Source organism: Oceaniferula flava (genome assembly GCF_016811075.1).
Taxonomy (GTDB): domain Bacteria; phylum Verrucomicrobiota; class Verrucomicrobiia; order Verrucomicrobiales; family Akkermansiaceae; genus Oceaniferula; species Oceaniferula flava.
In genome coordinates, this window is sequence record NZ_JAFBGL010000002.1 from 197,995 (window position 1) to 219,093 (window position 21,099).

At 53.8% G+C, this 21,099-nt stretch carries 16 protein-coding genes and 1 tRNA gene; 9 read left to right on the plus strand and 8 right to left on the minus strand.

Annotated features, from left to right (window positions below):
- Positions 1 to 157: 157 nt before the first annotated feature.
- The gene (locus tag JO972_RS03935) at positions 158 to 1,267 is read right to left on the minus strand and encodes a redoxin domain-containing protein (protein WP_309488696.1); all 1,110 of its coding nucleotides are present in this window, start codon (positions 1,265 to 1,267) and stop codon (positions 158 to 160) included.
- 149 nt (positions 1,268 to 1,416) lie between these two features.
- On the opposite strand from JO972_RS03935, the gene JO972_RS03940 reads away from it, so the two are divergent.
- On the plus strand, positions 1,417 to 2,085 hold the full coding sequence (locus JO972_RS03940; protein ID WP_309488697.1) for a YiaD family glycine zipper/OmpA-like lipoprotein: 669 nt from the start codon (positions 1,417 to 1,419) through the stop codon (positions 2,083 to 2,085).
- Between the two features lie 78 nt (positions 2,086 to 2,163).
- On the opposite strand, the gene JO972_RS03945 is transcribed toward JO972_RS03940, so the two are convergent.
- Entirely contained in the window at positions 2,164 to 2,712 is a 549-nt protein-coding gene (locus tag JO972_RS03945; RefSeq protein ID WP_309488698.1) for a protein tyrosine phosphatase family protein, read from the minus strand.
- 131 nt (positions 2,713 to 2,843) lie between these two features.
- On the opposite strand from JO972_RS03945, the gene JO972_RS03950 reads away from it, so the two are divergent.
- From JO972_RS03950 to JO972_RS03960, 3 genes are read left to right on the plus strand one after another with little or no spacing between them, the layout of a single operon-like run.
- On the plus strand, positions 2,844 to 2,984 hold the full coding sequence (locus JO972_RS03950; protein WP_309488699.1) for an entericidin A/B family lipoprotein: 141 nt from the start codon (positions 2,844 to 2,846) through the stop codon (positions 2,982 to 2,984).
- Positions 2,985 to 3,028: 44 nt separating this feature from the next.
- Complete coding sequence (locus JO972_RS03955; RefSeq protein WP_309488700.1) at positions 3,029 to 3,784, plus strand: YqjF family protein; 756 nt, start codon at positions 3,029 to 3,031, stop codon at positions 3,782 to 3,784.
- Between the two features lie 55 nt (positions 3,785 to 3,839).
- Positions 3,840 to 4,577 carry an AIM24 family protein gene (locus JO972_RS03960; protein WP_309488701.1) on the plus strand — a complete coding sequence of 246 codons (738 nt, stop codon included), beginning with the start codon at positions 3,840 to 3,842 and terminating at the stop codon, positions 4,575 to 4,577.
- Positions 4,578 to 5,229: 652 nt separating this feature from the next.
- On the opposite strand, the gene JO972_RS03965 is transcribed toward JO972_RS03960, so the two are convergent.
- Entirely contained in the window at positions 5,230 to 7,005 is a 1,776-nt protein-coding gene (locus tag JO972_RS03965) for a M24 family metallopeptidase (protein ID WP_309488702.1), read from the minus strand.
- 132 nt (positions 7,006 to 7,137) lie between these two features.
- On the opposite strand from JO972_RS03965, the gene JO972_RS03970 reads away from it, so the two are divergent.
- Positions 7,138 to 9,669, plus strand: a complete 2,532-nt coding sequence (locus tag JO972_RS03970) for a DEAD/DEAH box helicase (RefSeq protein ID WP_309488703.1) — start codon at positions 7,138 to 7,140, stop codon at positions 9,667 to 9,669.
- Here the strand turns inward: JO972_RS03970 and JO972_RS03975 are convergent, their stop codons facing one another.
- Genes JO972_RS03975 through JO972_RS03995 form a run of 5 tightly spaced genes read right to left on the minus strand, consistent with a single transcriptional unit; the run spans position 9,670 to position 18,042 of the window.
- The gene (locus tag JO972_RS03975) at positions 9,670 to 13,236 is read right to left on the minus strand and encodes an ABC transporter permease/M1 family aminopeptidase (protein ID WP_309488704.1); all 3,567 of its coding nucleotides are present in this window, start codon (positions 13,234 to 13,236) and stop codon (positions 9,670 to 9,672) included. It abuts the gene before it with no gap.
- Positions 13,237 to 13,241: 5 nt separating this feature from the next.
- Positions 13,242 to 14,111 carry an ABC transporter ATP-binding protein gene (locus JO972_RS03980; protein WP_309488705.1) on the minus strand — a complete coding sequence of 290 codons (870 nt, stop codon included), beginning with the start codon at positions 14,109 to 14,111 and terminating at the stop codon, positions 13,242 to 13,244.
- Between the two features lie 7 nt (positions 14,112 to 14,118).
- Positions 14,119 to 15,624, minus strand: coding sequence for a PepSY-associated TM helix domain-containing protein (locus tag JO972_RS03985; protein WP_309488706.1), 1,506 nt, complete (start codon positions 15,622 to 15,624; stop codon positions 14,119 to 14,121).
- On the minus strand, positions 15,621 to 15,896 hold the full coding sequence (locus JO972_RS03990; RefSeq protein ID WP_309488707.1) for a hypothetical protein: 276 nt from the start codon (positions 15,894 to 15,896) through the stop codon (positions 15,621 to 15,623). The genes JO972_RS03985 and JO972_RS03990 overlap by 4 nt, the downstream gene beginning before the upstream one ends.
- A 4-nt stretch (positions 15,897 to 15,900) precedes the next feature.
- Positions 15,901 to 18,042, minus strand: coding sequence for a TonB-dependent siderophore receptor (locus tag JO972_RS03995; protein ID WP_309488708.1), 2,142 nt, complete (start codon positions 18,040 to 18,042; stop codon positions 15,901 to 15,903).
- Between the two features lie 163 nt (positions 18,043 to 18,205).
- Between JO972_RS03995 and JO972_RS04000 the strand changes: the two genes are divergently transcribed.
- From JO972_RS04000 to JO972_RS04015, 4 genes are all read left to right on the plus strand, one after another.
- Positions 18,206 to 18,673: a M50 family metallopeptidase gene (locus JO972_RS04000; RefSeq protein ID WP_309488709.1), complete on the plus strand. Its 468-nt coding sequence runs from the start codon at positions 18,206 to 18,208 to the stop codon at positions 18,671 to 18,673.
- Positions 18,670 to 19,494, plus strand: coding sequence for an endonuclease I family protein (locus JO972_RS04005; protein WP_309488710.1), 825 nt, complete (start codon positions 18,670 to 18,672; stop codon positions 19,492 to 19,494). The genes JO972_RS04000 and JO972_RS04005 overlap by 4 nt, the downstream gene beginning before the upstream one ends.
- 87 nt (positions 19,495 to 19,581) lie before the next feature.
- Positions 19,582 to 19,653: transfer RNA gene (locus tag JO972_RS04010), tRNA-Arg, on the plus strand.
- Positions 19,654 to 19,931: 278 nt separating this feature from the next.
- On the plus strand, positions 19,932 to 20,990 hold the full coding sequence (locus JO972_RS04015; RefSeq protein ID WP_309488711.1) for a hypothetical protein: 1,059 nt from the start codon (positions 19,932 to 19,934) through the stop codon (positions 20,988 to 20,990).
- Positions 20,991 to 21,099 lie beyond the last annotated feature (109 nt).

Consider the following 21,099-nt stretch of genomic DNA (forward strand, 5'->3'; position numbering starts at 1 on the left):
ATGGACATTCCTGTCCATGGGCAAGCCAAGCATCTCACTTGCATATCAAAAGCAGTTAGATGCCGTTCTCGATACGGTAGTTGCATAGCTCCGATCCGGCAGATTCAGGCCTTTCCTTCGCCAAGGCTACGGCAGGGCACGCAATCTGCCCTACCGCTTACTCGCTCACCTTACTTGCAGACCGTTCCACCCAGTTGTGGGTTAGCTTGCCATCTTCGAACGCCCACAGCGCAATGCCGGTGAACTCGAAGGGCTGGTGGCTGGCTTGATCTGAATCTGGCACCGCCCCGGTATTGGCGCGGGTAATCCAGCGACTTACCACACGTGAGCCATCGGCATTTTCAAAGCTGTCGAGGTTCTCGATTCTCAGGCCATTGGCTTTTTCTAACGAGGCCTTCACCCAGGCTTTGAAAGCGTCACGACCTTGGATGTCCTTGCCGGCGCTGGTGAGGACAAAGTCCTCGGACATATTCCGATCGATGAGATCCAGATCGTAGGGCGGGTTCCAGGTGTTTTCCCAGAACTGCAGCAGCAGATGCTTGGCGCTTGGGCCGTCTTTGATGGCTTTCAGGGCGTCGACGATCCTTGCCGGTTCGGCGCGACGTCGGTAGTCGGCATCGATGAAGGCGTAGGTGATCGTGCCATCGGTATCGATGACATAGGTCGCGGGCAGTGGAAGTTTTTTCGCCGCCTCCTTACCGCTGCGTTCCTCTAACTTGAACTTTTCCTGATAGCGTTTGCGGGTGTCTTTGTTGAGAGTAAACACGAGACCGTATTGCTCGGCGACGGCGTGGTTCAGATCGGACAGCACCTCAAAGTTCAGCCCATGATCTTTCACCGACCCAGCCGTAGCATCCGGCAGTTCGGGGGTGAGGGCCACAAGGGTGGCTCCTAATTTTTTGAAGGAGTCATTTTTCTCACTCAGCTCAGCGAGGGCGATGTTGCAGTAGGGGCACCAGCCGCCACGATACCATGTCAGCACCACCGGACCTTGTTTGAGCAGGGTGGCAAGGCGCACTTGTTGGCCATCGGGATTGCCCAGAGTGAAGTCCGGGGCTTTGTCGCCCACCTTGAGCACACGCGCGTAGATCCCAGATACCTCAAGCTCGCGCAGTGCCTTCTTCTGGCTGTTGATGATGCCCTCGGGTGCTCGTTTCAGAAAGGCATTCTTGCGGGCATCCAGCTTGTCTTGCAGCCCTTGCGCAGCAATGAACTGGGTGGATAAGCTAACGGTGATCGCCGCGATGGTCGCTGTGCTGATTTTCATAGAATCACATTCTTAGCGCGCTCGATCAGGATGCAAGTGGAACTCGAGGGTGATTCACATTTCCCCCCAATTTAAAATCGTTCTCGCCGGAGCAAAATATCGCGGAATCGGAGTGGCGCATCGGCGAAGCTGAGATTAGTTTTCTGCCGATGAAACATAAAACATTCACGGTCGTCGCTCTGTTGCCAGTTTTAGCACTGACATCCTGTCAGACGACTAATCCATACACGGGAAATACGCAGACGAGCAAAGCCACATCAGGAGCCATCATCGGTGGCCTTGTTGGTGCTGGACTGGGTTCACTCACTGGGTCTGGCAGCACCGATCGCCGACAGAAGGCGATGATCGGCGCGGGTATTGGCGCTCTGGGCGGGGGACTGATCGGCAACTACATGGACAAACAGGAGGCAGAACTGCGTGCTCAGCTTCAAGGCACCGGTGTTGGTGTGTCACGCAATGGCAATGATCTGGTGCTGAACATGCCTGGTGACATCACCTTTGCCACCAATAGCTCGACGGTGAATTCCAGTTTCACTGAGACCTTGAATTCAGTGGCTATCGTGCTGGCAAAGTATAACCGGACGCTGGTGAATGTGGTCGGTCATACCGATAACGTCGGCGCTCGCAGCTATAATTACGCTTTGTCCGAAAAACGCGCCCGCTCCGTGGCTGGAGCCTTGCAGAGCCGGGGGGTAGTTTCCCAACGCCTGCTGGTGACTGGTCGTGGCCCTGACCAACCTATCACGTCGAATAGCACCGCCAGTGGTCGTCAGCAGAACCGCCGCGTGACGATTCAGTTAGAGCCATACCAACGTTAAGCTCAAACAAACATCAAGCTCACCCCAAGGTGAGCTTGATTGATTTCTAACGGGACCGTTTCTAGGAATGGCCGCCTATTAATAGCCCATTTCGGTGAGCTTGGCTTTTACCGCTGGGGCCATTCTGGTGAGTCCCCAGCGCTTGCCTTCGGCGATGGCTTCATCCTTGGTTTTTCCCTTGATGGTAGCTTCACGGATGGCGATTAAGCCACCGACGCGGTTGCCGCTGGAGCAGTGAATGATGGCTGGGTCTTTGCCGATGGCGGAGATCGCTCCATCAAGACGTTTGGCATTTTCCTTGGTCAGGCCTGCGGCGCCGCTGACGGGGATCGAGAGGTAGCTCATGCCGAGCGAGCGCACATGTTCCTCCTCGTTCCAGTCGGTTTCGCTGGCAGGGCGGAGGTTGACCACATGCTTGACGCCGGAGTCGGCAAGCTCCTTGAGCTGCTCCTGGGTCGGTTGACCGCTGGCGTAAATATAAGGTTGCGGCTGCGTCAGGTTCTTGACCTTGAGTTCAGCCACTTTGGGGTCGGCGTGATCGTGACTCGTGCACGCGCTGAGGCCCAGCATGGAAGCTGCTGCGGCAAGCGAGAGGATGGATGAGCTGAGGATTCGGTTGATAGACATAGTCATAAAATATCGCTGGAGCAATCGTCTGCAATGGAAAAAGCATCGCCGAAGAGTGATTGGGAAAGTGGGCTGCACAAATTTCCAAAAACCATTGGAAATTCACTCCAGCTTGGCTAATTTTTCGCCCCATGAAACTTATTACCACCATCATTCTCGCCAGCGCAGGTCTCGTAGCTCTCACCATGACATCATGCAATACCATCGCAGGTGTTGGGAAAGACATTCAGCGAGGAGGCGCGGCTCTCGAAAATACCGCTCTCTCACGCTAAGTTCGGAATCAATGACAGGGCGATCATGATCAAAAAAAACCGGCATGCCATCGTCCTGTCCACCCACTCTTGAGCAGCGCCTTTCTGAGCGAGGAAATCAGCCTGCCGGAGTGGTGATGCGGCAGCGTTGGGCGCATTTGCTTTTTCTTCACTGGGAAATTGATGCCGACTCGATTCAGCGCACTCTGCCAGCAGGGTTAACGGTGGATACCCACGAGGGCTCCGCATTTCTGGGAGTGGTGCCTTTTTTTATGCAGCGTGTCCGACCTGTTTTCTGCCCACCGCTTCCCGGGCTCTCATGGTTCCAAGAACTCAACTTGCGGACTTATGTCTATGATCGGCAAGGCCGGCCAGGAGTCTGGTTTTACTCACTCGACTGCAATCAGTGGCTTGCCGTGAAGTTGGCGCGGACATTGTTTAACCTGCCCTATCAACATGCGCGCATGTCATCCCTGAAACAGGAAGGTCAGCTCAAGTATCAGTCGCAACGTCATGGGGACGAAGTGAACCAGTTGTTCCAGTATCCTGCTCAATTAACAAGATCGGCAGTTGCCGAGCCTGGTTCACTGGAATTCTTTCTTCTCGAGCGCTATCGCTTGTTTAGTGTGGATCGGACAGGTGGGGTATACCAAGGGCAGGTAAGTCATACGCCGTATCAATACCAAGAGGTGACATGCTCGGATTTCTCCACACGATTGTGTTCACTAGCAGGCTTCACCGAGCCGGAGACGCCACCAGTTTCTTCACTAATTGCCGAGCCGGTTTCCGTGAACATCCATCCGCTCTCACGCAGTGATTAATCTCGACATGCATGGGGGCTGTTTTTAATCGTCATGAGAACAACACAAACAACTTATGGAAAACAGCACCCCACCACCCATGCCTCCCGGTAGCCCTGCCGGCCCAGCTCAAACCATCGAAGAATTTCTAACCAACACCGCTCAGCGCGATCGTGGCCACGGTGTGTTTGAGTTGGAGTCACCGAGGATGTTGGAAGTGAATCTCAACGGTAAGATGAACACCAAGATGGGATCCATGGTCGCCTACCTGGGAAACATCAGCTTCAAACGTGAGGGGATGCTCGATCAAGGGATGGGCAATTTGCTGAAAAAAGCTGTTTCCGGCGAAGGCATGAAAATCAGCTACGCCGAAGGGCAGGGGAAACTTTACCTCGCGGACTCCGGTAAGAAAATCATCCTGCTAAAGCTTCAGAACGATGCGATTGTGGTCAATGGCAACGATGTGCTCGCCTTTGAATCTTCGGTGAAACACAAGATCACCATGATGCGCAAGGTGGCAGGTATGATGGCGGGTGGGCTTTTCAACGTGCGCTTCGATGGCAGCGGACTGTTAGCCATCACCAGCCACTTCGAGCCAATCACTCTGCGTGTCACACCGGACCAGCCGGTGGTGACGGATCCGAATGCGACCATTGCCTGGTCTGGAAACCTCGAACCCCAGCTGAAAACCGACATCTCATTCAAGACCTTGCTCGGTCGTGGATCGGGGGATTCCATCCAAATGAAGTTCCAAGGCGACGGCTTCGTCGTCATCCAGCCCTACGAAGAGGTTTACCTTCAAGCCGGCGGCTAAGGCTCCATGACGGTAGGGTTGCTTTGCCAAAGCAACCGGACCGAAGCCATGCACTCCAGCTCCACAAAAACGACGTCTAATGGCTTCGATGCCGCTCTATACAAGCTGGTAGCTAAATGGCGTTGCCCGGCGGTATGAGGCCATACCGCCCTACCGGACGCGTCTTGTCGCGCCCTGGTGAGAGCCGCTTGCAACGTGACTTTTGCGCTGATGGCTATGTTCCACCCGCCCCGCCGAGGGTGCTTGTGGTAGGGTTGCTTTGCCAAAGCAACCGGACCGAAGCCATTCACGCCAGCTCCACAAAAACGGCGTCTAATGGCTTCGATGTTACCTCTATACAAGCTGGTAGCTAAATGGCGTGGCCCGGCGGTATGAGGCCATACCGCCCTACCGGACGCGTCTTGTCGCGCCCTGGTGAGAGCCGCGTGCAACGTGACTTTTACGTTGATGGCTGTGTTCCACCCGTCCTGCCGAGGGTGCTTGTGGTAGGGTTGCTTTGCCAAAGCAACCGGACCGAAGCCATTCACTCCAGCTCCACAAAAACGGCGTACAATCGCTTCAATGTACCCCTACACAGGCAGTCGCTGAACAAAAAAACCGGCGGTATGAGCCCATACCGCCGGAAGATTATCGCTGTGTCGGCTGATCGTGGTTAGATCGCGCGGCATTCGTGTTTGAGCCACTCGGTCTCTTCTTCGCTCAGAAGGGGAGAGAGTTTCTCGAAGACCTCGGCATTGTAGTTGTTAAGCCACTCGGTGTGCTCGGCAGGGAGCAGTGAGGGCTCGATGAGGTCGACGTTGAGCGGGCAGAAGGTGAGGTTCTCAAATTTGAAGAACCTGCCAAAATCAGTCTCCTGGCTGACCACAGTGTGCACCATGTTCTCGATGCGGATGCCGTGTTTGCCAGGGCGGTAGCAGCCGGGTTCGATGGTGGTGATCATGCCGAGCTTCATGTGCTCGGCATTGACGCCGGAGATGTTCTGCGGTCCTTCGTGCACCTCAAGACCGAAACCAACACCGTGACCGGTGCCGTGTTTGAAGTTGCGTGCTTGTTTCCACAGGTTCAGACGACAAACCCCGTCCAACTGCGCGCCGGTGGTTCCTTCCGGGAATTGCAGGATGAGGAGCTCGATCATGCTGCTGAGCACGCTGGTGTAGTCTTCTTTCTGCTCCTGGGTAGGTTCACCCATGGGGATGGTGCGGGTGGTATCGGTGGTGCCGTGGGCGTAGTTGCCGCCGGAGTCGATGAGGAAGATGTTCTCGAGGGAAACCGGCTTGTCGCTTTCTTCATCCACCGAGTAGTGGTTCAGCGCGCCGTCAGGACCGTAGCCCATGATGGATTCGAAGCTGACGTGGCGGTAGCCGGGGACTTCCGCGCGACAGGCTTCGAGTTTTTTACTGGCAGAGAGTTCGGTGACTTTTTCACCCGCTTTCAGGCTCTTGTAGAGCCAGACATAAAAGCGCACCATGGCAGCGCCGTCATCAATCAGGGATTGCTTCAGGTGCTTGACTTCGGTGGCATTCTTGACGGCTTTGAGATCGGTGGCAATCGGGCGGCCTTCGATCTGAATGCATTGCTCGGAAGCCTTGGCCAGCTGGTAGTTCAGGTAGTGAGGGACGATCAGCAGGCGGGTGTCAGAGGAGAGCTTTTCAAGTACGCCCTCGACTTCGTCGTAGTCGCGCAGGGTGATGCCGGCGGCTGTGAATTTCTCCGTGGCTTCGTCGGTCAGTTTGTCGGAATCGATGAAAAACATCACCTCGTCCGTGGTCACCAGGGTGTGGCAGTATGGGGTCGGCTGGTTGAGGATATCGGTGCCGCGGAAGTTGAGCAGCCAGCAGGATTCGTCGGTGCGGCCGAGCAAATAGGCATCCACTTTCTCGTCGGCCATTTTTTCGCGGACGGCTGAGATTTTGCTCTCGATGCTCTGGCCGGTGAGCTCGTCACCGACGAGGTAAAGTTCTCCTTTGGGTGCTGCGGGGCGATCTGTCCAGAGCGGCTCGATGAAGTCGATGTCGCTGCGGATTTCCAGCCCGGCAGGTTTCAGGGTCTTGATCCATGCCTTGGCTTGTTTCAGGCAGGTGTTGGTGCCGTTGAAGCTGACGGTTTCCCCCTCTTTGCAGTTTTTCTTAAGCCACTCGGCAATGCTAGGAACACCGATATCGCTCATGCGCATGAGTTCGATGCCTGTGCCTTCCAAGGCTTCCTCGGCAGATTGGTAGTAGCGGCTGTCTGTCCAGAGGCCAGCCCAGTCGGCGGTGACCACCACGGTGCCGTTGGATCCCTTCATTTCGGCGAGCCATTCGCGGCAGCGCCAGCGTGGGGCGACGTATTCGTTGTTGTGGGGATCAGTGTTACCAACGATGGCGGCGTCAATGGACTCGCTAGCCATGGCAGCTCTGAGTTGAGAGAGTTTTTCGGAAACTTGCATGCCGTGAGCAAAGGGGGGGAGCCCGCTAGGCTCAAGGCTTATTTGATGTAAATAGTTGTTTGATAGGCTGTAAATTGACCGAGTTGGAGACGGGTCTTGAGATTCTGGTACATCGCCATATGCTGCCCGCGCATGCAGCTCACCCCACCTTCCGGCACCTTCACCTCCGATGACGTGCTCAATCAATTTTTGGACTATCTGATCGATTCGGGGGTCGAGATGTATGACCACCAGGAGGAGGCTGTGCTGGAGCTTTTTGCCGGCAGCAATGTGATTCTCAACACGCCCACCGGCTCAGGAAAGTCGCTGGTCGCCCTGGCGCTGCACTACCAATCGCTCTGCGCCGGAAAAACTTCCTACTACACGGTGCCGATCAAAGCGCTGGCGAACGAGAAGTTTCTATCACTCTGCGCCACCTTCGGCCCGGACAAGGTGGGCATGATCACCGGCGATGCCACGGTGAACCCAGATGCGCCAATCATCTGCTGCACCGCGGAAATCGTTTCCAACCTCGCCCTGCGCGAGGGCTCGGAGGCGAAGGTGGACGATGTTATCATGGACGAGTTTCACTACTACTCGGACCACGAGCGCGGAGTCGCCTGGCAGTTGCCGCTGCTGACCCTACCGCAGTCGCGCTTCCTGCTGATGTCCGCCACCATCGGGGACACCGCATTTTTCCAGAAGGAAATCACCACCCTGACGAAAAAGGAAACCGTCTTGGTGCAGTCGGACCAACGCCCGGTGCCGCTGGAGTTTGTTTACTCAGAGATCCCCCTCACCGAGCAGGTCACCGAGCTGGTGGAGAAGAACAAAGCACCAGTTTACCTCGTGCACTTCGCCCAGCGCGCCTGTGCCGAGTCCGCCCAGGCACTGCTCTCTAGCAACTTCTGCAGCAAGGAGGAAAAACACCAGATCGCCGAGGCCCTGCAGGAGGCGAACTTCCGCTCCCCCTACGGCAAGGAGGTGAGCAAACTTCTCCGCCACGGCATCGGCATCCACCACGCCGGCCTGCTACCGAAGTATCGCTTGTTAGTGGAAAAGCTGACCCAGCAAGGTCTGCTGAAAGTGGTCTGCGGCACCGATACCTTGGGCGTGGGAGTCAACGTGCCGATCCGATCCGTGCTGTTCACCCAGCTGTGCAAATACGATGGCACTGGCACGAAAATTCTCTCCGTCCGCGATTTCAAACAGATCGCCGGTCGGGCCGGTCGGCGTGGTTTTGACGACATCGGTTACGTCGTCGCCCAGGCACCCGCACACGTCATCGAAAACATCCGCCTGGAAGCCAAGGCGGCCGCGTCGGCGAAAAAGAAGAAGGTGGTGAAAAAGAAACCACCGGAAAAAGGCTTCGTCTCATGGAGCAAGGAGACCTTCGCCAAACTGCAGACCGCCGACCCGGAACCGCTGGTCTCCAGTTTCAAACTCCGCCACAACTTGATGCTCAACGTGCTCAGCAGGACCAACGAAGACGGCTGCCGCGAGCTTAAGCGATTGATCGAGGCCAGTCACGAGACTGAGGCCTCGAAGAAAAAAATCCGTCGTCACGCCCGCTCCATGTTCATGGCGCTGGTGCGCGGCAAGGTGCTCACCATCACGCCGCCAGCCGAGCGTGGGGAAGGGGAGAATGTGCCGAAGGTGAAACTGCACGTCGATCTGCAAGACGACTTCACCATGAACCAGGCGCTGGGCCTGTATCTCATCGAAACCATTCCGTTGTTGGATGCCGAAGCCCCCGATTACGCCCTCAACGTGCTCTCACTCATCGAAGCCATTTTGGAAAACCCAGTGGCCGTTCTCCGCGCCCAGGTGAATGAAATCAAGAGCGAGCTGATCAATGAGCTTAAGGCCGAAGGCATGGACTACGACCAGCGCATGGACAAGCTGGACGAGGTCACCCACCCCATGCCAGGCAAGGATTTCATCTACGACACCTTCAATGAGTTCAATGTGAAACACCCGTGGATCGAGTCGGAAAACATCCGGCCAAAATCGATCGCGCGCGAGATGTTTGTCGATTACATGTCGTTTGAGGACTACATTCGCAAATACAAGTTAGAGCGCTCCGAAGCCATCCTCCTGCGCCACCTCAGCGAGGGCTACAAAGTCCTCAGCCAGACGGTTCCGCCCGCTTTGAAGACAGAGGAACTGCTCGAGGCCGAACGCTACCTGAAAGAACACCTCACCAGCGTCGACTCCAGCCTGATCGACGAGTGGGAAACGATGAAAGACCCCGACTACGTGCGCCCGGAAGACCGCGAGGTGGCGCCCGAAAGAGAACGTCCGATCACTCAGGACAAAAAGAAATTTGCCCGCCTCCTGCACCACCAAATTTTCACCGCCGTGAAATACCTCTCCGCCGATAACATCGCCGGGTTCATGGACGTTTTCGAACCCAGCGACGAGTGGACCGCTGCCCGCATCGATGAACAGTTAGACGCCTACTACGATGGTCGACAACTCATCCGTCTCGACCCGGAGGCCCGCAACCAAAAGCACACCCACACCGAAACTCTCGACGATACCCGCCAGCTGAGAATCAACCAAACCCTCTGCGACCCGGACGAACGCAACGACTGGTCGCTGACCCTGCTTGTGGACTTGCAGAAGTCCGATGAGAAAAAGGAACCCGTCATCCATCTGGAAAATTTGGGCCCGGTGGTGTGATTATTTCACCCGCATAGTATTGTCCTGAGGGTTGGGATCGGGCAGCAATAAATAGGGGTCGCAACCAATCTGTTTCGGCCTCTCATTAAGAGTCCATTCGATCCATTGGGTTTTGGCCTGAGGAAGAATCCACTCGCTATGGATCTCTGCGTTTTTCTCAATGGTGTGATCTCGGAAGGCCGCGATTTGAATTTTTGTCTGAAACGGCGCTGGATGTTCATCGCCCCAGCCTGAGGTATAAGATTTTTCGGCTTGGACTTTGAATCGTAATTTCCACTGGCCATTTGGAGTTTTTTGACAAGTCACAGCCTCAATACTCGTTCGCCAAATTGTAATGTGCTCGAAGAAATCAGAGAGAAATGGATGCAGTGTGGTCGGAGTGTGATTCTTGAGGTGGTTGTAAAGCCCCGCAGCTGTCGGATAAGGTGCAGCTTGATATCTACATCGCGCCAGCCACTGAGCTAAAATACGGTCGAGCCGCTCAGCTCCTAATTGTTCAGCCAGGTAAAGGATAAGCGTGGATCCTTTTTTTCGAATTATGGTAGAATCTTTAAACTCTGTGATGAAAGGCACTTCGTGATCGACCATTTCACCGCGGACTCTGAACATTTCCATCATTTCTTGGCGGCGGATAGTGTGATCGCTTAGAGAACTTCTTTGATGATGCAAATAGAGGGCTGCAGTCCAGTAGGGTAATCCTGAGTGGATGACCTTGGCTCCCTTGATATTGGCAGGGATGATCTGATCGCCCCACCAGCTGAGAGCGACCATTAAAGCGGCGTAGCGCCGGATAGCTTCAGTGCCACCTTTTTTGAGGTCAGCCTTCCAGCCGAGGATCTCAGAGCAGTAGGCTAGTCCACCACGGCTGCCGAAGCCATCATAGTGAAGTGAGTTCTCTGCGAGGCGGAAAGTATCAAATGGAGTGGGTCCATAACGTTGGGTGAAATGCTCGATCGCTGCTTGGAGTTCCGTCCCGAATGTGTCGACCGAGGCGATGTGTTGTGGGTTAAAGTAAATTTCCACATCGGGAAGCCCCATTTTTTTGAAGATGCGACGTTCATACTTCCCTGAGACAACGGCACTCCAACCGCGTGATTTGCCGGTCATTTCGTAGAGGAAAGCATTGCGGCCGTTAGGTTCTTTCCATCTGCGTTTCAGGGTTCCACCATAGAGCGCCGTTTGGTCGGCAGCAGTGCGTATGGTCATTCGGTGCTTGCGCACCCAAGAGAGGTGGAGAGTTCCGTGGCCTTGAGCCAGTGAATCTTGTCCGGATGGTGCTGACCACTTCTGAGGGAGTCCGTATTTTTTCCGCTGCCATGCCGGTTTGTGTTCCACTCGGTCCGTGTAGCCGATGACTGGCATGAGCTCTAAGTTGAGCATCGCGGTGCCATTTTCGATCATTTCATTAGGTGCGACATCCGGGACTGAATCGGTATCGGTGTGAATAGAAATCCCCGCTGGTGGAGTGCGCGAAGTAGTGAAGGCCACAGTGGTGTTCTGGCCGGCTTGTAATGGTTCGTTGAGCTTCCAGATTTGTGCATTGAGTTCGGGGCGAGTTTCAACCTGTGTGGCTCCCTGGGCAAAACGAATGTCTTCAATGACCAAGCCGGAGGCCGATAGAATGAGAACTTGGGCGATGGGTGTGTCACCAGGATTCTCTAACGTGTATGTGCCGTGCATTTGATAACGGCGCTCGTGTGGAAATAAATCCAACACGGCCTCAATACCGGTAATTCGTGGCTGCAGCTGATTGCGCCAGTCTGCACCGTATTCTAACTCAATATTGGCTTTAACTTGATCTTCATCGACCGGTGGCCAGTTCCCCTTATCGACAGATAAGTGGTGGATGAAACAACCTACGAGTAGGAAAGCCGCCACCGTGCAGGGCAAGGCGAGGGCATAAAGACCGCGAAATGTTCTCCAGAAACTGTCCCAACGGGGCGGGATAACGCTTCCTCGACGGTAGACGCCAAGCCCGATCAGCCAGATACTCACAGAGCCCAGAGACCAATAAGCGAGCATCCACCAGTGGGCTTCCCAAAAGTGGCCATAGCCATCCATGAGAGAATACCAAACATGGCTGACATGTGCAAAGTGGAACATGGGGTGGCGAATCCCCATGGCGTCCAACAGGACGGAGCTTAAGGCGATGCTGAAGACTGCAGCAAGTGCGAGGTAACGGCTTCTGATCACAACCTGTAGCGCGATCGCGAGTAGGCCGAACCAGAGATAGTAGGGGGCTTTGAAAATAAAGCTGTCGATGAAGTAAAGTCCAAGCTCTAGACGGTGGTATCCGTGGCTGAGTTGATAGAGAATGTTCACTCCAATAGACACACACCAAAAAAAGATGACGACGAGTAAGAGTGTGACTGTCTTGGAGTGATAGGAGGTAAAGGAGTGGGTCGGCTGGGTATTGATGATTTCATCGACCTTGAGACTGCGATCACGCCAGACGAGTGAGCCCGCGAGCCAGAACACAGCAAGGATGAGGATTTTATCAAAGTAATAGTTGGTATTATGGATCAGTAGATCGGTGGTCGGTAGAGAATACTGCACCGTTACCGCACTGGAAGCCGACCACCAAAGGGTGAACATGACGAACACAACAGTGATTCGCGTTGAAGGTTGCCGATACATTAGACAGAGGTTCCAACGCAGGTCTTGCCAGAACTGAGCGAAGAGACTGGGCTGTTTTACGCTCAAGCTAACCTCTACTTTAGAGGGAGCTCTGACCTTAGCGACCTTGCCTGTTTTTTGCCTATACCGAAGCCGAGTAGGAACCTCCAATGAGCCACCTACGAAGATCAGTATGCCGAGCCCTACCCAGATCAGTCGATTGTATAAAACTAGACTGGCGAAGGGAATGAAGTGGATATTGCTTTGTGCGACTGTTTGTTCGCGAGTGAACTCGAACGTGGCAATGCTGCCGAAGGGGTCGAGCAGTGCGTAGAGCGAAAAGGTGTCTTCTTGAAAAATATCGATACCTAACATCAGTCGAGTTGTCACCCAGAGCGCGAGTGCCGCGCTTGCGGTGCCAAAGCATATTGATCGGTTTTCAAATCGATTCCCTACCCAGTAGATTAACACCGAGACTAGAAAGTAGTTAGGGAGTAAAAACCAGCCGACCGTTTTTAAGTAGTGGCTGATAACTACAGGGCCTACCGCAGCATCTGGGATGCCCGGCATCATGGCACCAAGGATCATTCCGGGAATGAGAAGGAGCGTGGCAAGAGTGACGATGATCCATGCAATGAAAAAGCGCACGGGGCCGCGTATGAAGCGGCTGGTAGGTGTAGTGAGAATGAGCTCCTTGGTGCCGTGTAATCGATCGCGCACGAATGGCTCCAGTATGATTCCTGCGATAGCCACAGTGCCCAAGAGGCTGTAGATGATGCCTCGGTTGCAAATCATCGCCGCGCCATTGATCCAGCTATGGCCTTGGCTCTGCAACCCAGTTTGCATGGTATCAAGAAGTCCTAGCAAAAAGAAATTAATGAAGCAAAACCACACATAAGGCCGGCGTAGCTGAAGCCGGAACTCATTCTTGAAGATGGAAGCAAGAGGCATGGGGCTTAGCGAGTGTGAAACGCGTAGAGATCCTCCAGTGTGGGCTCTACTGCCACACAGGATGGAGTGGGCTGATAGGCTCCCGGTTCTGTCCAGGCATGGACGATGATGGCGTCCTGTTTGGGTAACCAGGAAAGCACTCTGAGGTTTTGCTGAAAATGTGGGAGCTTTTCAAGCGAAGTGCTGAACTCCCATACTTGGCCTTCCAGCTCGTGGGTGAGTGTGCTGGGATCGCCTTCCAGCACAAGCTGGCCTTTATGCATGATTGCCATGTTTGAACAGAGTCCGGCGATGTCCTCGACGATGTGGGACGAGAGAATCAGGATGCAATCTTTTGCCGCTTCGGTAAGGAGTAATTGGAAGCGTCTCCTTTCGGAAGGGTCCAGTCCTGCAGTGGGTTCATCCACGATGACGAGTTCAGGCTTTCCCTGAAGTGCCGCCGCGATGCCAAAACGTTGCTTCATGCCACCAGAATAGGTGTCTAGTCGCTGGTCGGCAGCCTCTGTGAGGTTGACCTTTTCGAGCTGTCGAGCCACTTCGGCTCTGCGTGCAGCCGATGGCCCAATGCCTTTCAAAGCTGCGAGGTAGTCGAGCATTTCGCGTGCTGTGACACGGGGGTAGACTCCAAAGTCTTGAGGGAGGTAGCCGATTCGTTCGCGCGCTTTTCGTGGCTCTTGGATAAAATCGAGGCCATCTAACTGGATTTGCCCGGAATCAGGGAGTTGCAAAGTGGCAATCGTCCGCATCAGGGTAGACTTCCCAGCGCCATTGGGACCAAGGAGTCCAAAGATTCCAGGTTCCAGCTCCAGACTGATGTTACGCAGCGCGTGGATGCCATTGGAGTAGGTTTTTGATAGACTCTTAATCTTGAGCATCTCTCGATTAGGCTGATGATTCTTCGGCAGTTCCCAGCGTCTTCAGACTGACCTTCAATCCATAAATACCAGCGGCAGTAAACACGAAAAAGAGGTTGAAGAGAGTCACCATGGTAGCGTGTTCGGAGCCGAACTGGAGCGGTGACTGCTTGTGGGCGAGGGCGAATGTGATGGGGAGCGCGATGTATGCCGCGGCACTGAGCAGGGAATAACAGGCCAGCGGTTTCTTCACGATGATGCTGGTGATGAAGGTTACTGCCATCACTGCGGAGAAGACATGAAGAGGGAAGTCCGGGGCGAACTGAGCTGTGTGCAGCGAGAGCGCGATGGCTAGCGGGAGGCCTCCCAGGCACCAGTGAGTGAGGATTGTGAGGATCTTGGTAGAGCGTGTTTTTTGCGAGACGTTTTGGAGTCGTCTCTGCAGGAAAATAAACACACCAGCGGCGATGGAGAGCGAGACGATTAGGCCGGCAAAAATGAAGACGATCTTAATCACAAGGTTGTTAAAACTCGCAAAGTGAAGGTTCACCAGCCCCTCGATCATCATGGGGCCGAGGTGTGAGGTCGGTGTCTGATCGTGGATGACGTTGAGATCACCATCCAGTGTGAGAAGGTGGGTTCCTACAAAGTGGGTGCCGTTTTCCTTACCGTGAAGAATAATCGTGTTAGACGCCGGGGCTGCCTCTGATTTTTCATGGTAATGGATCTGCATGAGCAGGGGCGTAACTTCGGCTGGCCACTCACTGCGCGCTACCGAGATAGCTTCATCGATAGGAAACTGTGGAGTCTCACTCACGGGAGCTGCTGTGATCACTTGTCCTGGGAAAAGCGCTTCATTGAGTGCTTCCGATTTACCGTCGAAGTAGAGGTAGATGGCTGGAGCAGCGAGCAGAAGGCCAAGCGCGAGAGCCGCGCCAGTGGCGGAGTAAACGATCTGGAAGGGAAGGGTGAATAAGGAGGTGAAACGGTGGATGTTTTTCCATCGGTTCTTGTTCTGTAATGAGAGGTTTTTGGGATGCGCGTCCTGCTTCATTCTTCTCCACTGATAGACTACGCCGGTGAGGATGATGGTGAAAAAGAGTGCGGCAATCACTCCGGTGGCTTCTCGTCCGTAAGGGATGAATTCAAAATAATGAAGGTTCACAAAGAAATGGAATATGTCTGCCTCATGCTCCGTGGCTCTGGTGGCCTCGTGGGTGACGGGATCGAGCCAGTAGTGCGTGGCCTCGTGGTTTGCCTCCAGGTAAATGTCGGTGACAGGTCGTGCTTCGGAGGCGAAGACAACGGAGATCTCATCGGTCTCCGGGTGCTGCTGAAGCAGCTGATCGATCGCCGGGTTCAGCGCTTTTTTCTCAGCGGAGAGTCGATCGAACTGTGGCTGGAGCCAGTTCAACGCGTGGGGTTCAAAAAATGCCAAGGTGCCTGCAACGAAGATCACGAAGAGCGGGAGACCCAAGGTAATCCCTAACAGTGAGTGAAGTTGCCAGAAGCGGTTGCGTTTTTTTGAGTTCATTGGATGGCTAAGATCAGTCCGCTGATGATGGTAAGAGTCACAAGAGCTAGGATGGCTCTGACCCGCTTATCGGCCGTGTAAACAATCGCTAACAGGCTGCCCCAGATGGGCAGGACACCGAGACCGGCGATGACGATGTAGCCGGGGTCCTTTTTCATCAGTGGTAGCACAATCAGCATGCCAATCGCTTCAGCGGCGATCAGCGTGATAACAACAACAAGGGAGTGGAAAGCCACTCCCTTGAAGGATAGTTTTTTGTTAGGTCGAGCCATGGGGCTAGAACTTCATCGTCATCTCAAGGTTGACCGAGCGGTCTTGACCGAGGAAAGCACTGGAGACAGGGAATCCAAGCTGCTCGCCAGTTTCGATGGTCTGGACATACTGCTTATCAAACAAGTTGGTGACACTGAGCTTCAGGTCGACGTTTTCCCAGGAGTAGCCGATCATAGCATCGACCAGCGTGTGGGAGTCGGTTGTCAGCCAGTCGCGGCCATCGGAACTGCTGCCGGTGTAGCGCACGCCAAGGCCGGTGCGGAATTTGGCGAGCGGGCCTGATTTCGGGTCATAGGTTACCCAGGCGGATGCGGAATGTTCTGGCACACCGGCAAGAGCAGGGGCGCCGTCGATGTCGTTGTTAGCCGTGTCCAAGTAGGTGTAGGAGGCTCGGAAGTAGAGATCCTGATAACGATGGTGCAATGCCAGTTCCGCACCGTCTACTTCCACGCTGCTGGACTGAGCCACAGTGAAGGGGTCTGGGCGGAAGACGCGGTTGCTTTCTTCAATTTGGAAATACGAGGCCACGACGAGTGTGTCATCGTTAGGCTTCCATTTGATACCGATCTCGTGTTGCTCACCGAGCTTGGGTTTGAGTGGCTCGCCGGTGAGGTCGTTGATGCCTTGAGGTTCGAAAGACTCAGAGTAGGAGTAGTAGGGAGAAATTCCATTTTCGAACTGATACATGATGCCGAAATCATAGGACCATTCCTGCTGTACATCGGAGGCAAACTTATTGCTGTCGAGTGTGTAATCATCAAATCGGAGTCCGCCGGAGACGATCCAGTTTTCCCACTCCACACGGTCGTGGAGGTAAACTCCGAAGAGCTTTTCGCTGTAGGAGTCCAGATCGGTGAGGTCGGGCAGTGATGTGGCGAAAACTCCGTAGGTAGGATCGGTAAGGTCAATCACACCCGCGTAGGTGTAGTTGAGGCCGAAGAGCGCTGCATTGGCTGGGAGCGTGTAACGGTCGCGGTCGACAAGGGCGAAGTCGATGCCGAAGCGTAGGTTATGCTTCACGGAACCAGTGTCGAAGTCCGCGGTGAGCACAGCGTTGCCGGAGAAGGCTTCCGTTTCGTGCTGAGCACCATAGAGCAGACGGTGGTAGGATGCACCTGTGCCGAGTGGGTCGGAGCCGAGTCCAGCAGCATCTGCAATCACTGATGGCACGATGGTGTGTTCGGCGTAATCCGCAGATGATTCCACATAGCGAAGTGTGGAGTTTAGCTTGAAGGTGTCATTGAAGCGATGCTCGAAGATGACTGAAGCTCCAGTCTGATCGGTATCGTAGCGATCAACGCTGGGTTCACCGATGTAGACGTTGTTTTTCAATGTAAAACCAGGAACTTGAGTGGCATCATATGGGTAAAACTGGAGAGATGGTCCGGCTTGGTTTTCTTGGAAATTCAGCAGCACGCTCAAAGTTGTGTCATCGTTAGGCTTCCAAGTGATGGAGGGCATGAGGAAGCGGGCGTTATCGCTGACGTGATCCACATAGGTATCAGACTCACGGTAGTAGCCCACCAGGCGGAAGAACAATGTCTCTTCGGCGTTCAGTGCCGTGTTGTAATCGAGCCCTAACTGAAAGCGGTCATTGCTGCCGTAGCTGGTCATGATTTCATTCTCAACATCGGGCCCAGCGAGCTTGGAGGTGCTGTTAACCGTGCCACCTACCGAGCCACGCCCGAATAAGATGGATGCCGGTCCTTTGATGATATCGATCTGTTCGATGCCGTAAACCTCTTGAGGAGTGTTGTTGTAGAAGTTGAATTGGTGTTGCAGCCCGTCGCGGTAAGTTTCCGAGGTAAGGCCGCGAACGCGCACGAAGTCTTGTCGGAGATCCAGCCCGTAGTAGTCGCCTTGAACCCCTGCGGTGTAATTGGTCGCTTCTGCCAAGGTTTGTGCGCCGCGCTGGGTGAACTGCTCACGGGTGATTGTTTCCACAGCACGTGGTGTTTCGAAGATGGAAAATGGCAGCTTGGCTCCGAGGGATAGCTGTGGATCGACCAAGAGGTCTTTGTCTCTCTCGGCATTGACCACGGTGGGATCAAGCGTGGTTTCCGCTGATGGTGTTTCAGACTGAGCGAAGACCTGGGTGGTGGCAGCACAGCTAAGTAGCAGTGCGAGATGGGATGAGTGCTTCATGACCTGTTTAATCTAACGATCTCCAGAAAGTTGGATAGCGACCCCTTGACATATATTAGCGGTGAATTGTCTTTTTGAGGTCTGAAGTAGCTCTTCCTTGTCTTGCAGGGGCCGAAGCCTGTGTGCTAGCCTACCTCGCAGCGATCAATCTGCGAGAGCCTACATGGACCAGAAAACACTCACCGCCTACCACGAAGCAGGCCACGCCGTGATGGCATTGCTCATGGGAAGATCTGTGCAAAAAGTCAGCATCATCCCATCGCAGAATCGGCTCGGCGTCTGCACGATGCAAAAGGGGAGGGCGAAGCAGGTGCAGGATAAGCTGGAGGCCGAAATGCTCATCCTGTTAGCCGGCATGGCGGCGGAAGGTCGAAAATCAGGGAAATACAATATCCATGGCGCGTCACAGGATCTGCGCATGGTGGAGAAGCTGGCGATGTCCAGATCCGGCAACGCCCGCCAGGCGGAAAAACTGATCCACAAAACGCTCGATAAAACCCAGCACCTGCTCAGCCAGTCCGGCACATGGCAGGCGGTGAAAGCCATCGCCACCGAGCTGGTGGAAAACGAATCGATCAGCGGTCGCGCTGCCAAACATCACCTCACCCTCGCTCAGGCGAAGCATCCATGAAGGCCATCCACTACGCCGTCCTGATCATGGCGATTTTGCTCGTGGTCAGCTACTTGGTTGGCAAGGATACTCTGAAAAAACGGAACCTGTTAGCCTACAAAGAGCAACTTGAAAAACAGCCGTTGCCAGAGCCATCATCTCAAGACGATTACTACCAAGGTCTCGATCACCTAAGCGGCCAGGAGCTCAAAACAGCCCTGCACCAACGTATCCGCCATCAGCGCGTGTTCAAGTATTCCGAGCTCTGGGAAGCCCTGCGTGATCTCGATGCTGGAGCCGAGGGCAATGTGTTGCTCATCTACCAACAGCGCCACCGCAGCAATGCCAAGAACGGCGGCAATCAAGGCGACTGGAACCGCGAGCATCTCTGGCCACGCGCCTACGGCATCGGTCGCTCCAGCATTGCCAACACCGACCTCCACCACATCCGCGCCTCCGATGTAGGCATCAACGGCCAGCGCGGCCACCTCTACTTCGATGAAACCGACGGCGAAGACTTCGGCGGCCAGACATTTTCCCACGACACCGATTCCTGGGAGCCACCGAATCAGGTGAAAGGCGATATCGCCCGCGCCCTCTTCTACATGGCCGTCCGCTACGAAGCCGGCGAGGCCAACGCCACCGACCTCGAACTCAGCAACACACCCGATTTCAAAAAGCGTCAGTTAGGAAAACTCAGCACCCTCCTGCAATGGCACCGCACCGATCCAGTCAGCGACCAAGAACGCCAGCGCAACCAAAAGATCCACCGCCACTACCAAGGAAACCGAAACCCCTTCATCGATCACCCTGAATACGCCGAGCGCATCTTTGCAAACTAGCAATCGGCCACTCGGTCTATCGGTTTCCGGTGGAAACCCGCAACACGTCTTGACCTCTGCTTCACAATCAGCCATCAATTTCCCAACGCCCCCATAGTTCAACGGATAGAACAAGGGTTTCCTAAACCTTAGATGTGAGTTCGATTCTCGCTGGGGGTATTATTTTTAAGCCCTTGTTAGTTAGGGGTAGTTACGAGATGATCATCGCGTCATGATCCAGATGATCTATTTTTTCTCCCGAGTCAGGAATGACTCGTGCCACATTAGTAGAGCGCAAGGAACAGCTCAGTTCTGAACTTCCGAAATTTAAAACCGAGAACACGGTTCTTAACTACCACCATCCAGCGATATGGTTCTTCTAAAAGTCACCTGCCCATCCCTCTATCGACAATTAAGCAAAGCTCAATCTCTGACTCGCTCACTTCTGAGAATAAATTATGCAATATGACGTCTATTTTTTTTTAAAAGGGCTTCCTGTGGACAGGCTTATTAGCGGGGGGCACTATTTTGTAGCTAAGATACATGGCAATGGTGAACAGGTTCTTGAGATACTCGAAACTCATTCACAGGCATTTAAAGCGTTCACAAAAAGGAATGACGATACGCCAATCTTCATCTTTGGATTTCGTGTGGAATGTGATGATGCAAAGAGCGCCATGAGGGCTGCTCATCTGCAAGTTTCCGGCTTAGTAGACGGGTATTGCCTCATTTGTGATTCGCCGCCTGAGTATTCGGACCTTGTCCTTGTGTCTGAGAACCAATCCAATGAGGCACGTGCATACATTTATAAACAAGGCGGCTGGACAACTGTTCAAGATCAGGGTTTTGACAAAGCTGGTCAGTGGCAAGCGCGAAATGAGCTACTTTTCACAAAGATTCTTCAATACTTTGACGTGGTAGCTGAGGTTGAATCTACTCCCGAAACTGAATTAAGAACCAACCTGCTTTATGCCATGCGCATGTATCGCCATGGTGCAGAGTCAGTCGTAGCAGGTATCGGATTTCTCTCCAAATTCTCAGCCTTGGAATGTCTCATTTGTGGGGACGCTAGGAATAATAAGGAGGACCTGATCAAGTTTAGATTGCAGGCACTCTTCGACGATGCCGGTGAGGTCGACGATGTTCGTATTCAGCGGTTGTGGCTATTACGTTGCTCAGCATCACACCAAGCAAGAGTTTATGATGATATTGAGGAGAGTGAACACTTGCCTCCGGCAGTAGGATCTTTATTTCTTGATCAGCTTTTCGCAGGGGTTGTTTTCTTCACCCTTGATAATGCATATAAGACAGCGACCATCGATAAACTATGGGAAAAGGCTGACGCATATACACTTCCTGATCTCATAACAAACCATCTTCCCGAAGGCCTAATGAGAATGGGACTGTCTGAATTTACTCTAAAACACAATTTTGGAGTTACTGGTTTGGCAGTGTTACTCGATGACTTTATTGCCAGAAACCCACATGCTTTTAAGACAGCGAAGGTGATTTCTTGAATTTTCGTAGAAAGTTAGGGTTAATACGGCCTAATAAATGGGGCCAGTCAAAGAAATGACGCATTCAGTTTCTTGGTCGTGGGTGTGACGCGCGCAGCTGCCAATCAAT

What these genes read in the sequence shown, in the direction of transcription:
- JO972_RS03965 (WP_309488702.1), bottom strand. Translation starts at nt 7,005, where the DNA reads ATGCAAGTTTCCGAAAAACTCTCTCAACTCAGAGCTGCCATGGCTAGC.
- JO972_RS03945 (WP_309488698.1), bottom strand. Translation starts at nt 2,712, where the DNA reads ATGTCTATCAACCGAATCCTCAGCTCATCCATCCTCTCGCTTGCCGCA.
- JO972_RS03955 (WP_309488700.1), top strand. Translation starts at nt 3,029, where the DNA reads ATGCCATCGTCCTGTCCACCCACTCTTGAGCAGCGCCTTTCTGAGCGA.
- JO972_RS03940 (WP_309488697.1), top strand. Translation starts at nt 1,417, where the DNA reads ATGAAACATAAAACATTCACGGTCGTCGCTCTGTTGCCAGTTTTAGCA.
- JO972_RS03935 (WP_309488696.1), bottom strand. Translation starts at nt 1,267, where the DNA reads ATGAAAATCAGCACAGCGACCATCGCGGCGATCACCGTTAGCTTATCC.
- JO972_RS04015 (WP_309488711.1), top strand. Translation starts at nt 19,932, where the DNA reads ATGCAATATGACGTCTATTTTTTTTTAAAAGGGCTTCCTGTGGACAGG.
- JO972_RS03980 (WP_309488705.1), bottom strand. Translation starts at nt 14,111, where the DNA reads ATGCTCAAGATTAAGAGTCTATCAAAAACCTACTCCAATGGCATCCAC.
- JO972_RS04005 (WP_309488710.1), top strand. Translation starts at nt 18,670, where the DNA reads ATGAAGGCCATCCACTACGCCGTCCTGATCATGGCGATTTTGCTCGTG.
- JO972_RS03960 (WP_309488701.1), top strand. Translation starts at nt 3,840, where the DNA reads ATGGAAAACAGCACCCCACCACCCATGCCTCCCGGTAGCCCTGCCGGC.
- JO972_RS03970 (WP_309488703.1), top strand. Translation starts at nt 7,138, where the DNA reads ATGCAGCTCACCCCACCTTCCGGCACCTTCACCTCCGATGACGTGCTC.
- JO972_RS03950 (WP_309488699.1), top strand. Translation starts at nt 2,844, where the DNA reads ATGAAACTTATTACCACCATCATTCTCGCCAGCGCAGGTCTCGTAGCT.
- JO972_RS03975 (WP_309488704.1), bottom strand. Translation starts at nt 13,236, where the DNA reads ATGCCTCTTGCTTCCATCTTCAAGAATGAGTTCCGGCTTCAGCTACGC.
- JO972_RS03990 (WP_309488707.1), bottom strand. Translation starts at nt 15,896, where the DNA reads ATGGCTCGACCTAACAAAAAACTATCCTTCAAGGGAGTGGCTTTCCAC.
- JO972_RS03995 (WP_309488708.1), bottom strand. Translation starts at nt 18,042, where the DNA reads ATGAAGCACTCATCCCATCTCGCACTGCTACTTAGCTGTGCTGCCACC.
- JO972_RS04000 (WP_309488709.1), top strand. Translation starts at nt 18,206, where the DNA reads ATGGACCAGAAAACACTCACCGCCTACCACGAAGCAGGCCACGCCGTG.
- JO972_RS03985 (WP_309488706.1), bottom strand. Translation starts at nt 15,624, where the DNA reads ATGAACTCAAAAAAACGCAACCGCTTCTGGCAACTTCACTCACTGTTA.